This window comes from Dyadobacter psychrotolerans, from assembly GCF_004349265.1.
GTDB lineage: Bacteria > Bacteroidota > Bacteroidia > Cytophagales > Spirosomataceae > Dyadobacter > Dyadobacter psychrotolerans.
Window position 1 is genome coordinate 464,088 of sequence record NZ_SMFL01000005.1, and the last position, 13,106, is coordinate 477,193.

Sequence of the window (13,106 nt, forward strand, 5' to 3'; positions counted from 1 at the left end):
CAATTGGTTATTACTGATTTAATCGTTTGCCGGGCGAACACTGCCAAGACTATCCAGGAAATTTTCGCTGTGATACATCAGATTATCGTAAATATCCACTTTTAAGAGCTTTCCGCTAACAAGGCTGCTGACAATAAAATTGTTACGGTGAAAATAGCCGAAACCGTAAAACTGGCGAAAATCAACCCGGCCCGGACTATGTCCGGGCTGCCTTGGGTAAGATCTGCTGACGGTTTGAAAGCTCAAAGTTTCAAACCCGCAGCTTTGCCCGTAAGCTTCAAGAAGCTGCCAGCCGTATTTGTTTTCAAGCACCGGCATGAGTGCTGCCAGCTCCGGCCAGTTGGGAAGGTAAAGATCAAGACCTTTGCCCTGTCTGTAGGGCCGCAGCCACTTGACAAAATCGTAGAGTTCTGCGTGCTTGTAACATAAAGCTAAAAGCTGCTTCCACTGACTTCGCAGCTCTTTGTCAAGACCATGTGGGAAGGCCTCGCGCTCGGTGTTGTAATCGTAGCTGTACCAGGTCTGGATTTTGACTTGCCCTTGCAGCGCTGGATCCAACCAGCTCAGCTTAAATTTAAAAAGTGATTTATTCGGATCGGGCGCAAGTGCCCGTGCGTTTATCGGTTTTCTGATCATTTTGCAGCACTTTTAATCGGATAATAATAAAATAAAATCCTTTTCAATCGATTCATAGCTCAATCGATCAATTGAAACTCAATTGAAAGTCATCAGAACAATTTCAAAGAATTTTGGACACAACCGCCCGTCTCACCAGAACACCTGGTCAGTAACGGTATACTTATATGTTATGGAAAGCTGGCCTCTAACTTTTGCAAGCGCTTGCAGAAGTATATAGGTTTTTTTGCGCTATTTAGCAGTGAAGCGTCAAGGGATAATAAAAACTTTACTCGCCTGCTTGGGGTGATAAGAAGGATGGTAATGAATGTAGCCAAAGCGTACCAGGTCTGTCATGTACTTATGGTAGGTAGGAATGCTTTTGATGCGGGCAATAGGCATGAGAATCTTTCTTGAAATCGTAATGGGGTTCACGCCCTGGTTCTGGCGCAGCAGATGCAGAAGCGCCAGGTAAGTTCCGATATGCCATACACTGACCCTTTTATCAAGAAGGATCCGGGTTTGAAATTGTACGATGCTGTTTTCCATGACAAGGTCTAGTTTTGGTTTTTACCTGATTTTAATAGGGCGTCGATATCCGATTGCAGATAATAAAATGAGCCGCCGATTTTGGTATGTTTGAGCGTGCCGTTTACCCGGAGCGTCTGCAGGGTGCCTGGCGAAATGCTTAGCATCTCTCTGACCTGGGCGCTTTTTAGCCACTCGGCTTTTTTGCTGGTTTGGCCGGCGAAATGTTGTTTGATATCTTCGAGCAGCTGCACGCGCAGCTGTCGAAGATCTTCTTTAGTGATCAGTTCTATTTCCATTTTATTTAAAGATTTTATGTAGGTACGTGATGCGTTTCAGCGCAACGACTACCATTTTAGATGGTTGAAAGAATGGATTCTGTTGAATTATTATGCCTTTCCAAAAGCAGAACCTGGCTGGGCTTGTTGCGTTTAAAAACGGGCATATACTGCAAATAACCAAAGGCATGCAAATCATGCATGCAGCGGTAATAGGTGCTGCGGCTTGAAATCTTGCAGATATCGATAATCTGCTGGCTGTAAACATGGATTGTAGAAGCTGCTGGCTGGTCTTTGCCATAATAAACCAGCGCCATATAAATACTGATATGGGTTGTGTTGATGCAGGGGTCTTTACGGATCGCATCGAAAAACCGGCTGACAAGATTTAAAGTTTCCATGATTGTTTTGTTTGACCTTGATTGCATAGCAGGGAAGAAGGCTCACAGGCTTCTTCCCTTTCTTAAATTAACTCACAGACATTCCTTTACTTTGGCTTGTCTTTTTACCCTTAGAAGGACTATTTTCGGAAGATTCGACCTGCTGGCCGGCTGCTTGTTTTTGATCATCCTTTTTAATGGATTGATCCTGCTTAGTGCTCTGCTGCTGGTTTTCTGATTTCTGTTGCGTGTTGGAGATCCTTTTCATGTTCTCATCGTAAATAGTGACCGATTTAAACTGCGGAGCGGCTTGAATAAAATGCTTTTTTTCTACGCCATCCTTCTCAAAACTCACCACCTGTCGGTTTCCTTTTTGCAGCGATTCTACTAGCCGATTTTTGTCAAATTCTACGCCAAGCTCTTTGATAGGGTGCTTTTCAAGCGCTTTTTCCAGCTCAAAGCCGTATTTCTGGTGAAATTGCTTGATCTTAAAATTTCCGTTGTTCTCTGTCTGCTTGAAATCCATCTGCAGCCAGGCGTTATAAACCTGACCTTCTTTGTTGGTCAGATCTTTGTTTACCGCACGCCCGTCCATCAAATTATACGCTTCTTTAAGCGTGATATTCCCGCCTTGCTTATTGACATAGAAGGTCTGTTTGAGCGCTTCTTTCTGGTTTTCTTTTTTTAGCTCGGCATCATAGCTGTTTAGAAAATATAGGTCGCTCTGTGTTGAGCGCTTAAAGTGCAGCTCGGAACTGACCTGGTCTTTTCCAAAACTGGTCTGGTGCTGCAAAGTGAACTCTGGCGCCTGCTTTTGAAGGTTTGCCTTCAGATCATTTTCCAGGGACTCTCCAAAGCCGGAGTATTTGACCTGGTCTTTTAGGAACTCAAAATTCTTCTGATTCATAGTCTTCTGATTTTAAGTGAATAATTAAAGAGAATTTGCTTTTAGAAGGGTCTTGTTTCGGATCTCAAAACGCGGGTGCCGGCCGCCGTTTTGCTCGCTGCACTGGATTTGGAGTTTTTTAGCGGCGTCCAGTGTCATTTTAGAAACCGCATAAACTTTCACCATTGCGCTGCCCGGCTCAATGCGGGCAGAATCATTGTAAACCTGCACAGGCTGGATTTCAAGCTGCTGGACTGCGCCGCGTTTGGCCTTTTTACTGTCGCTGACAAAGAACCGGATGCTTTCGATGTCGTAGGGGATAGCTGATTTATTAATGAGCCGAAGTTGGTAGTACATGATATTACCTTCAATGTAAATACCCAGCAGCTGCATTTTGACCAGGTAGGATTTATCGGAAATGCCGTGCAGGGTCCGGGGGAGCGCGCTGATTTTCTCAGCATTTTGCTGAATCTGCGCCTGGTTGTAGTCTCCCTTTAAGATAGCACTCTGACCGTTCTCATTAGTTTCCTTAGAAAACCCGATGTTTAACTGCAAGGGCTCTGGGCTGTAATCCACTGTAAAGCTATAAAGCTTGCCATCGCGGGTAACCACCGTCAGATTAGACTGCTCAAAAGCAGCACTTGCTGCCTTGAGTTGTAAAATATTGCTTAGTCCTTTTGCCTTCTGTGCCAGGATCCAGCGGCTCCCCTTATCGACACTGACAATATCATAGGGAAAAATAATGTTGGTCGTTTTCTGCGTCGTTATTTCAAGCGGATACGGGCTGACCGAGTAAAGCTCAGTTTTTTGCGCACTAGCTGCAAGGTTGATGATTAGAAGCAGCAGCACGGAAGCGGCCAGGATTTGCAATATGTATTTAAAAAAAATCATGGTAGAAAAGTGTTAAAGTGAAAACTATTTGCAGGCTTATCGGGACACGATTCCCTGATCATTTTTATCATAGAGCAGCACCTTGTAACCTTCCCGAATTGAGACCTGCTGTAATTTGGCTTTTCGGCTCAGAAGCGTTTTACTGGCCTGTATCGCGGCATCTGCCGCCTGGGCGCCCAGCGAATTATCGAGCGAGCCTACACTGATGCCGCTAGAAGCCTGGGAAGCTGACTGCTTGGCGACATCGCGGGTGATCGCCCCCGGAATATAAATCCCCGGCTGTCCATCCAGGTCATAAACGATCAGGTTTACCGTGAAAATGGCATTTTGATGCCGCACCGACTGAATCTGGATATTGAGCCGCTCACCGCTCAGGCTGGCACTGCCAAAAAGAAAACTGCCTTTGGGCACCAGCTGACCCTGGATGAAAATATCGGTGCTGAGTTTAAGTTTGACCGTCGAGCCTGAGACAAGTTTTGGATTCTGGTCAATGACTGCTTCGATTGCTTTTTGCTGCGCGCTACTGACAGGCTCGTCCAATGAGTAAAAGCCGTTTTGTGCCAGAGCCACTGAATTCGTGATCATCGAATCGCCTGGATTCGAAGCTTGCAGCAGACTGGCATCGGGTAGTTGCTGTGTCAGTGAAACGTTGCTGACCTTTGGACTCAGGCTGTCCGCTGGGTTATTTTTCTTGGCAAGTTCAGGATTCTGGATTTGGATAATCTTATCCAGCATGCCGGAAAGCGCTGCCAGTTCAGGGTCACTTGTAGACTCTTGTGAATCCTGAGTAGTGGCCTGGGCAAGGATTGTTTGCAGCTGCTTTTCAAGCTCGGCATGTGCCGCGTCGGTTTGCAGCTGCTTAGTTTTTTCTGTGTTTTTAAACGAAGGTTCAGAGGCGGTATTCAGCGCAGCGTTAAGCGCTTCAAGTTTTTTATAGACCTGCCCTGGTTTAGGGTCTGATCCTGTTTTTTGTCTTGCTGCACTTCTACGGGCTGGCGTTTCTGGCACCAGTGAAACACCTTCTGCAAATGCCGGGGTGGGTGCTAAGCTATCCTGAAAATAGGGATCCTTTTTTAAAAGCTGCGCGCGCTTGGCTGAATCCTGGGCAGCCTTTTCATAGTAGCTGAGCTTGTTGATCAGTTTGTCCTGGTTAATGATTGCATCGGGCAGGGCAGTGTTCAAACCCTGTTTTTCTGCCAGCGCAGGCCCCTTGTTTTTGTTGATTTTGGCGACGATCACCCCGTAAAAAACGGTGATGAAGGGAAGCAGCACAAGCGGCAAAAAACTGTAAAAACGCCGCTGTTTTAAAAACTGCTCTGAATGCGGTTGATGTAACATGATTGTTATCGTTTTGGTGAAGAATTCGAAAGGCTGTCCTGGATATGAGCCCATTCCAGACTATCCAGGTATGTTTCAAAAGGTGGAGGGCTTCTGCTGTAATACTGCTGGGATTGGTCAGCTGGGAATTCCGGCAGCATGTCAGCTGTGATCCCGTCTATCATGAGCCGTAGAAAGCCAAGACCTGTCAGGCTGATCAGAAGGATCAGCACCGGCATCTTGATTTTTTCTGGAACCTGCGCCAAAAGGTTTTGAATGCTGGTGCGAAGCGGGCGGATTTCAGGTGCCCTGTTTTCAGACGCTGCCAGCCTTTTATGTCTGTTAAAATCGTAGAACATGTCACTAACGGTTACGGACGGAGATATCTTTATTTTCCAGGGTCCTCCACTGCTCGATCAGAAAGCCATGTGGATTGTTATCACTGCGAAGGGTGTTTCGAAGGTACCCTTCTGTGATCAGGCTCCGGGAGACGACACTGGTCGCGCGGGTGATGGTCTGCACTCCGTAGTATTTAAAGTAATAGGGGTAGGCGCGCGCATCGATCTGAATGCTGTCGGGGTTAATACTCTGGCTGATATTCGAGGAAATAATGCTGTTGTAAAAGCCTGCTTCCCGCAGATTATCATACTGTTTTTTCGCCGAACCGTCTGCCAGATAAAGCGCCTTGACTACATAGCTTTGAATGAGCTTGTCATCGGGTTCAAGCGAGAAGAAATACCAGTGGAAACTGCTGACGTGGTCACGCGCTTCAACGGGCACATTATCCTTTCTTTGGGATGAGAAAGCTTCCAGTATCTTTCCGCTTTCCAGGATATAAACCCTGCTTTGCGCGTGTTCAACCATCACCGCCGAGCGGTAGAAAGTAAAGCAGCACAGTGCGATACATCCAAGGCTCACAACCAGCGAAAAGCTGCGGATCTGCCGGAAGGCGGTATCAATATTTTTGGCTATTTTAAACATAGACCGTCTTGTTTAATTTTAGGATTTTCGTTTTCTGTCTGGTACCGCGCTTTTAGCCAGGCTGCCAAAACCCCGTCCGGCGGCAGCAGCCGTGCTGAATACCGTGGTCACTGTTGATGCAAAAAGACTGGATACTTTGTGGGTAAGCGCATTGCCACCCCCTGCGTGAATGATGTAACCTGCAACCGAAGGCACCGAGAAATAGCCTACAATGCCAATGATTAGAAAAATCAGGTACGCGGTATCATGGGCACCGAAAACGGTATCGCCCTGGGTTTTGATCTGCGAAATGTCAAGTTCAATCATTTTCTGCTGGATCACCGAGATGATCGCGCCAAAAATATTGGCTACGGGAAGCCATAAGTAAATATTGATGTAGCGAGCAATCCAGCCTGAAAGCGTGTGCTGAAACCCGTCAAAAACCGAGATTCCGAAGGCAAGCGGCCCGATGATGGCCAGTACAATCAGATGAAAGGTGCGCATCGTATTGATGCAAAGGGCCGCGGATTCAAAAATGATCTGAAGGATCTGGCTGATCCAGGCCTTGATTGCATTTCTGAAATTGAAAGACTCTTTGGCCATGTAAAACTTGACATCATTGCCCAGGCCCTCTAAAAGCCCTTCCGAGTAGCTTTCTCCGTAGGTATATTTAAGCCACTTGTCCTTATCACCGCCTCCACTCTCACCGACAAACATCTGCCAGCTCTCAGATTCTTTGACTGCTTCCTGTTTCTGTTTCAAAAGCACTGCGATAGCCTGGTTAGAACCCTGCACCATCGAGGCGGTGGCCGCTACGGTCGGCGACAGGATCCCGTTGATCATCGCGATCACTTTCGGGAAAATCAGGATCGCAAAACCCAGCGCGAATGGACGCAGCAGCGGGTAAATGTCAATGGGTTCAGCGGCTGCCAGATGGCGCCAGACCCGGGAAGCAATATACCAGAGCGCTGCAAAGCCTGCAATGCCCCGACCGACACTAATCAGCTTTTCACAGAGCGGCATCATCTGATCGTATAGATCACCCAGCACGCTTTGCAGTCCGCTGATCTGCCCGGCCAGCCCTTGCGCATGGCTGGCTAGTGGGCATAGCAAACACAGCAACCATGCAAATAGAAATATTTTTGATTGTCTCATAACCCGGTTAATTAGACTGCCCGTGAAGGGTTTGACTCATTTTGATATCTTGATGCTCCTTTTTTCGTTGCAGGGCCAGAACGCTGGTCGAAGCGTTGAATTGCCGCAGAAACACCAGTGATTCTGCCATATCTTCGTAGATGCCATCCACCGCTTTGAGCCGCTCATCGTCGGACATACGCATTTTTTTAGCGGTCAAAACATCTGTGAGTGCATCCAGGTTTTTTACGCTTCTTTTGATGAGCCGCCCGTAGACGGATTCGAGATATTCTAACTCATCAGAATTCAGAAAGCCCGAGGCAGAGAATTGCCGCTGTGCGGCCTGATATTCTTTTAAAAGCGCCAGCTGAAGCGCGATGATATCCTTAATCCTTTGATAGTTTTTTACCCCAGGGCTCACTTGCAGCAGCCCGTCTAAAAAGGCCTGGTGCAGATTAAAGTTGCTTTTGGAAAGGTCACGGATCAGCGTGTAACCTTTGAAAAGAATATCATATCCCTCTTTGAGCTCCTTTAAAATCTTACGGAGCTGATTGAGCTTTTCGATATTTAAAATAAGCTGCGTGACCTCGGCAGTCTGCGCATGAACTTTCAGGGGTGCACTGAGCGTGAAAAGAAGCAGGGCAAGTAGTAGCTTTTTCATTAGTCTTCGTCTATGCCGAGAAGTGCCCGGCTGGTTTGGATTTGGTCTTTTTCACTGGAGCGCTGTTTTATAAGCACGGCGGACTGGCTTTGAAAAGAACTTGCAAAACGGTAGTTGGAAAGCATCTGCCCGTACAAAACTTCAAGCCTTTCAAGCCTTTGGGCATCATTCATTTTTAGGTTTCCATCCCGGATCAGCGTTAGAAGCGCATTTAGTATTCCCTGGCAATCATCGTAAACTTTGCCATACACTTTTCTGATATAGGAAAGCTCTGGATTGCTCAGCTGCCCGCTGCTGGCTAGTAGGGTCGGTCCTTTGTTACAGATCTCATTAACCTGCCCGTGCAGGTCTGTGATATCTTTTAGCCGCGGGCTGCCAGAGACGACAGGGTTCACGATCAGAAGCGTATCAAAGAAATTCTTATGGAGTTTATATTCCCCATTCTTGATGCTGTGAATGGTAGCCAGGCCCTCTTTGGCAATCTGATAACCTTTTTTGGTAAGCTCCAAATAAATTTTCAGCTCCGCGATCTGGGTTTCCAGATACTTTTTTTGTGTCCGGTTCTGCCGCAGCCACTCGTTCAGATTCTGGCTTTGTGCGGGCCTGATTACAAGTATAAGCAGCGTGAACGGTAGTAGCTTTTTCATAAGTCCGTGTTTTTAGGGAAGCCCATAGAGCGCTTTGACTGCATCGATATCCTGCTGGGTTTTGGCCCTGGAAAGACTAAGCATCTTGTTCTCCCGGTTAAAACTCAACAGGTCGCTGTAATTGTTATCGACACGTGCCGCGGCTTTATCAATCATTGCGAGCCTTTCTGCATCAGTCATCTGCAAAGTGAAGGATTTGACTACGCTGGAAAGCAGCTCAACATTTTTGGCCGTTTCATCAAGGATCGAATCGTAGACCTTTTTCATGTACTTGCGCTCGTCGGCTGTGAATCCCGGATCCTTTTGAAGAAGTGCCCACATTCTTTGGTAGGCTTCCACCACCTGAAGGTTCTTTTCAGCGAGCTGCTTGATTTTAAAATAATACGAGACCACTGCTTTCACCTTTTTTAGCTCGTCATAGTACTCCTTGTATAGATCCCTTTGCTTTTTGATCCAGTCGGCAATCTCTTCGAGCTTGAGTTTGGACATCACATTTTCAAGGGCTTTCTGCGCGTTTTGCAGTTTGATCACTTTGTTCTGACGCCTTTGAATCAGAAGATCCACCGCCTTGACCACCTTTTTTATGGCTTCTTTAATGATTTGCGCCCAGGGGATCGCCGCCTGTGTTTCGGGCACCGGGGTAAGCATCGCTGCAAAAAACACCAGGATCATTGTCCATTTTCTTAGCGTTACACTCATGGTTATAGGGGGCTTAATTTTTTTCGGAAAGAAGCACAGAAATCCCTTTTTCAATGCTGCCATAACGTGCCGCATACGCGTTCACTTTCATTTTCTCGGTCTGCTCAGTTGTGTAGGCCCAGTATTCAGAAGGGCTCACCTCTACCCGGTAGACTTTGGAAAGCATCCCACCCAAGCTGATAAAAACTTCCTTGTAACGTCTGAGCGGATCGTTGGCTTTGTTCACCGAAAGGATCAAGGCCTTCTCTTTTTCGGTTAGTCCCAAAAGTTGCTGGATTGAATCAAACTTGTTTTGGTATTTGCTTTGATCGAGCAAGATCTTGCAGTCACTGTTATTGATGATCGCCTGTTTGACGATCTCAGAGCTAATGATATCTTCGACCTCCTGGGTGACTACAATCGCTTCGCCAAAAAACTTGCGGACCGTTTTAAAAAGATACTTAATGTACTGGGCCATCCCTTCGCGGGCAATCGCTTTCCAGGCTTCTTCCAAAAGGATCACCTTACGGATTCCTTTCAGCTTACGCATCTTGGAGATAAAAACCTCCATGATTACAATCGTCACGACCGGAAAAAGAATGGGGTGATCCTTGATCTCGTCTAATTCAAAGACAATGAAGCGTTCCTGTAAAAGATCCAGGTTTTCAGTGGCGTTTAGAAGGTAATCATACTCGCCTCCCTTGTAGTAGGGGCGCAGCACATACAGGAAATTGGCAAAATCAAAATCCTTGTCTTTGACTTCGTCGGCCTGTAAAACCGCTCTAAAATTATCGGTCAGAAAATCATAGAAACTATTAAAGCCGGCTGCAACCGATGGATTTTCGCCCAGCATCTGATAGTAAAGTGTCAGCGCGTTAGAAAGCGCGACATACTCTGAGCGCTTAAATTCCTCGCTGTCTTTTTTCCACAGCGCCAGAAGCATTGCTTTGATACTTTCCTTTTTCTCGGTGTCAAGATGATCACCTGCTCCGATATAAAACGGATTAAAGCAGATCGGTGTGGTCTCTGAGTAGCTAAAATAATATCCGCCTACAAGATCGCAGAGCCCTTTGTAAGAGTGCCCCACATCGACCAGCACAATATGCGCGCCGCGCTCGTAGTAGCTTCTAACCATGTGGTTGGTGAAAAAGGACTTGCCGCTACCCGATGGACCTAAAATAAATTTGTTGCGGTTCGTGCAGATTCCCATCGAGATCGGCTCATCACTGATATCCACATGTACGGGTTTCCCCGTTAGCCTGTCGGCCAGCCGCATGCCCACCGGGCTGACCGAGGAGCGGTAGCTGGTTTCCAGGTTCAGAAAACAGCAGGCTTGTTCGAGAAACGTATCAAAGCTATCATTCATCGGAAAGTCCGCGGCGTTTCCAGGAATTCCCGCCCAAAAAATCTGGGCAGCGCCGGCCGTTTCGATCTTGGCGACCGCGTCCATCTGCGCAAGCGAAGAGGTGATCTGGCTTTTTAGCTCTTTCAGCTGGCTTTTCTGATCTGTCCAGGCCAGCACATTAAAGTGCGCTTTGACCGGCTGACGCTGCTGGCTGATGGCTTCATTTAAAAAAGCGTTGGTGGCATCAAGGGCAATCGAGTTTTCACGCGAGTAATTTGCCAGCGATTGCAGCCTGAGCCGTTTGCTTTCCAGCCGGCGCATCGTTTTGCCTTCATCTTCCAGGAAAATATACTGGTTGTAGATATGTGAGCAGGGTAGCAGCTGGCCGAGCCCACAGGCAAAACCGATACTGAACTTGGTTCGGTCGGTTGAATACTTATCGTAGGTTATCCGCGGGCTGGCAAGCGATGGCAGGTCAGCCGCATCTCCCAGTGTAAACAGCTGACAATACTGATCCCCGATCTTAATCCCATCTGAAAACTCCATATCGCGAAGAAGCGGCTCGCCGTTATCCTCACTCAGAAAGCAGTAACTTTCAATCAGGCCGACACGCTCTGCGTGGCTTTCAAGCTCGGCGCTGGTCAGCTGGAGGATTTTAACAAATCCGCTGTCAGTCAGAATCCTTTTGAACTGACTGGCGCTATCTAAAAAATCATCCAGAAGATGCCGGCTGATACTCTGCTCGGGCACGATGCTTGGCCGGATCAGATTGGAAAGAAGCGAGCTGGACAGCTTTCTACCAGCGGGTTTCTTTGTCAGTAGCACATAACAGCTGTGTTCTAAAAAAGGCCGCTCGTTAAAATAACGCTCGCTGCTTCGGGTCAGAAAACTACTGTCTTCTCCGCTGAAATCCGGATGGTACTTGCGGTCAATAAACCAATCCTGCTTATGAAATACGGTATGAGCCGGAAGTATCTTGATTGCCTTAACCCAGATCTGGTGAAGCGCTTCATACTCCTGGTCTGAAAGCGTAAAAATCTCGGGAAGATCAACTTTGAAAGCTACGGTGATATCACCCTGTTTGGAGAGGATACAGTCGTGCTCGACAGTGAAAATCGGAAGCAGCTCATTTAAAAACTTTTCCATAGTTTTATGCTTTCAGGTTGGACAGATCAGAAGGCGCCTTTTTTACAAAGGGCAGCCTGTTTTTTGCTTTGATGATTTTTGGGATTCTTCCCCTTGCAAGGGCCTTGGTCAGGCCATGCTCTCCGTATGTGCTGCTCAGATGGTAAATGGTGGTAAATAGACCTGCACCCAGGACTGCTGTCAGTGAAAGGGTCAAAAAAGTATTGACCTTGGCTGTGTACAGGATTACATAAAACAGAAATACCAACACCATCCCGCCGCCCAGATACCAGATGTACTGGGCCTTTAAACCTTTGAATTCTATCGGGCGGTTAATACCCTTATTGATTTCATAAATGCTGTTTGCCATGGTGGTTTTACTTTAAGTTTTGAATGTCACTGAACAGTTGATCGGCGTTCAGCGCTGGCCGGAAAGTTTTAAACGATCCGGCCTATACGCTGAGACTGCGAACCCACTACAGATCAAAGAACGATTCAAGAACTGTTGCTACCACCACCAGGAAAATGCAGCTGCCAAACCATGCCGCGGCTACTTTTCCTGTATCATTATCGCCGGCATTCCACTTTTGAAATACCTTAATTGCGCCTACCAGGGCCAAAACCCCGCCGATTCCGTACATAAGCTCGGTTCCGGGTTCAAAATATTCCCGCACGAGCTCATTGGCCTGCTCGATCCCGGCGCTTCCATCCTGGGCCTTTGCTGCGGCGCCGACCAGCAGCGCTGAAAACAAAGCCGCACACTTTCCCTTTGACCATTTTTTAAATGTCAATCTCCTCAGTCTCATCTCGCATCATTTAAAAGTGGAACATGCCTTTTTATCGGCCGGCCCGCTTCCTTTACTTTCCGGCTAGCAAAGGGCGGCACCGGTCAGGCTCCATGGCAACCTAAATCCATAACTCCTCTGTTTCATCCTCACTTAGGAGCATGGAGCCGTATTTTGCGCATTCCGCCTCGATCTGGTTATTGATCGAAACGCGGAAGGGCGTATCCTTTAAATAAGAATAGTCTTTTAGAAGCATCTGGATCAAAAGGACCAGATCGTTTTTACTATATTGCTTTTCGTGGGCTTCCTCGATCGCATCCCTAAGATGTGCAGTCAGCGCCATAACGTTTTGGAAGGTTTCTTCGTCAGGCAGGGTAGCTTCGGTAGTTTCCTGTTCCACATGCCCGGGTTCTGACTGCTGTTCTATCACTGAAATACTTGGCGCCGGTCTTGGTGGCTTTTTAACAGGCCGATTCTGTTTTCCGGAAAAAACGGACCTGAGATCCTGCCGGTAGAATTTGTAGCTGATAAAAATATAGTAACCAAGCGTTAAAGGGCTGAGCACAGCGGCGTAGGTGGTCCAGGGACTATCGATGTACATGGTCGTTTTGGTTTAATTTCTTTGCTTGATTGTCAGACGGAAGTTGAGATCTGCTTCCGCTTCCGGGGATTAAATTCTATGTTGCAAAGTAAACCGGGGAATGGGGTTGCAAAAAAGTTAAACTTTTGTTGACCCTTTTTTGACCTTTTATGTATTTAGAAATTTTTGTTGTAGCTAGGTTTTTTGTCTGTTCAGTTAAAAGAAATGGAGTGCTAAATATTTATTGGATTTAATATTTCCTGAAATACTCCCCATTCACTGGACAGCCAGCGATT

At 47.0% G+C, this 13,106-nt stretch carries 17 protein-coding genes; all 17 read right to left on the minus strand.

The window, feature by feature from the left end; all coding sequences use genetic code 11:
- Positions 1 to 18: 18 nt before the first annotated feature.
- A complete protein-coding gene (locus tag E0F88_RS16260; protein WP_131959323.1) occupies positions 19 to 636 on the minus strand; it encodes a hypothetical protein in 618 nt (205 codons plus the stop codon).
- A 249-nt stretch (positions 637 to 885) separates the two neighbouring features.
- Complete coding sequence (locus E0F88_RS16265) at positions 886 to 1,164, minus strand: hypothetical protein (protein ID WP_131959324.1); 279 nt, start codon at positions 1,162 to 1,164, stop codon at positions 886 to 888.
- An 8-nt stretch (positions 1,165 to 1,172) separates the two neighbouring features.
- The gene (locus E0F88_RS16270; RefSeq protein ID WP_131959325.1) at positions 1,173 to 1,442 is read right to left on the minus strand and encodes a helix-turn-helix domain-containing protein; all 270 of its coding nucleotides are present in this window, start codon (positions 1,440 to 1,442) and stop codon (positions 1,173 to 1,175) included.
- Positions 1,443 to 1,498: 56 nt separating this feature from the next.
- The gene (locus tag E0F88_RS16275) at positions 1,499 to 1,822 is read right to left on the minus strand and encodes a hypothetical protein (RefSeq protein WP_131959326.1); all 324 of its coding nucleotides are present in this window, start codon (positions 1,820 to 1,822) and stop codon (positions 1,499 to 1,501) included.
- 67 nt (positions 1,823 to 1,889) lie between these two features.
- Positions 1,890 to 2,708: a hypothetical protein gene (locus tag E0F88_RS16280; protein WP_131959327.1), complete on the minus strand. Its 819-nt coding sequence runs from the start codon at positions 2,706 to 2,708 to the stop codon at positions 1,890 to 1,892.
- A gap of 24 nt (positions 2,709 to 2,732) precedes the next feature.
- On the minus strand, positions 2,733 to 3,578 hold the full coding sequence (traN, locus tag E0F88_RS16285; RefSeq protein ID WP_131959328.1) for a conjugative transposon protein TraN: 846 nt from the start codon (positions 3,576 to 3,578) through the stop codon (positions 2,733 to 2,735).
- Positions 3,579 to 3,614: 36 nt separating this feature from the next.
- Positions 3,615 to 4,916, minus strand: coding sequence for a conjugative transposon protein TraM (traM, locus tag E0F88_RS16290; protein ID WP_165940083.1), 1,302 nt, complete (start codon positions 4,914 to 4,916; stop codon positions 3,615 to 3,617).
- Between the two features lie 5 nt (positions 4,917 to 4,921).
- On the minus strand, positions 4,922 to 5,254 hold the full coding sequence (locus E0F88_RS16295) for a hypothetical protein (protein WP_131959330.1): 333 nt from the start codon (positions 5,252 to 5,254) through the stop codon (positions 4,922 to 4,924).
- 4 nt (positions 5,255 to 5,258) lie between these two features.
- On the minus strand, positions 5,259 to 5,876 hold the full coding sequence (traK, locus tag E0F88_RS16300; RefSeq protein WP_131959331.1) for a conjugative transposon protein TraK: 618 nt from the start codon (positions 5,874 to 5,876) through the stop codon (positions 5,259 to 5,261).
- Positions 5,877 to 5,894: 18 nt separating this feature from the next.
- Positions 5,895 to 6,968, minus strand: a complete 1,074-nt coding sequence (gene traJ / locus E0F88_RS16305) for a conjugative transposon protein TraJ (protein WP_229213786.1) — start codon at positions 6,966 to 6,968, stop codon at positions 5,895 to 5,897.
- A gap of 49 nt (positions 6,969 to 7,017) precedes the next feature.
- Positions 7,018 to 7,650 carry a TerB family tellurite resistance protein gene (locus E0F88_RS16310; protein ID WP_131959333.1) on the minus strand — a complete coding sequence of 211 codons (633 nt, stop codon included), beginning with the start codon at positions 7,648 to 7,650 and terminating at the stop codon, positions 7,018 to 7,020.
- Complete coding sequence (locus E0F88_RS16315; protein ID WP_131959334.1) at positions 7,650 to 8,297, minus strand: hypothetical protein; 648 nt, start codon at positions 8,295 to 8,297, stop codon at positions 7,650 to 7,652. The genes E0F88_RS16310 and E0F88_RS16315 overlap by 1 nt, the downstream gene beginning before the upstream one ends.
- Before the next feature lie 12 nt (positions 8,298 to 8,309).
- Positions 8,310 to 8,996, minus strand: coding sequence for a conjugal transfer protein TraI (locus tag E0F88_RS16320; protein ID WP_229213787.1), 687 nt, complete (start codon positions 8,994 to 8,996; stop codon positions 8,310 to 8,312).
- Between the two features lie 13 nt (positions 8,997 to 9,009).
- Positions 9,010 to 11,466, minus strand: coding sequence for a TraG family conjugative transposon ATPase (locus E0F88_RS16325; RefSeq protein ID WP_131959335.1), 2,457 nt, complete (start codon positions 11,464 to 11,466; stop codon positions 9,010 to 9,012).
- A gap of 4 nt (positions 11,467 to 11,470) precedes the next feature.
- Entirely contained in the window at positions 11,471 to 11,815 is a 345-nt protein-coding gene (locus tag E0F88_RS16330; RefSeq protein WP_131959336.1) for a DUF4133 domain-containing protein, read from the minus strand.
- A 106-nt stretch (positions 11,816 to 11,921) separates the two neighbouring features.
- Positions 11,922 to 12,251 carry a DUF4134 domain-containing protein gene (locus E0F88_RS16335; RefSeq protein WP_131959337.1) on the minus strand — a complete coding sequence of 110 codons (330 nt, stop codon included), beginning with the start codon at positions 12,249 to 12,251 and terminating at the stop codon, positions 11,922 to 11,924.
- 100 nt (positions 12,252 to 12,351) lie between these two features.
- A complete protein-coding gene (locus E0F88_RS16340) occupies positions 12,352 to 12,831 on the minus strand; it encodes a hypothetical protein (RefSeq protein WP_131959338.1) in 480 nt (159 codons plus the stop codon).
- Positions 12,832 to 13,106: the final 275 nt, after the last annotated feature.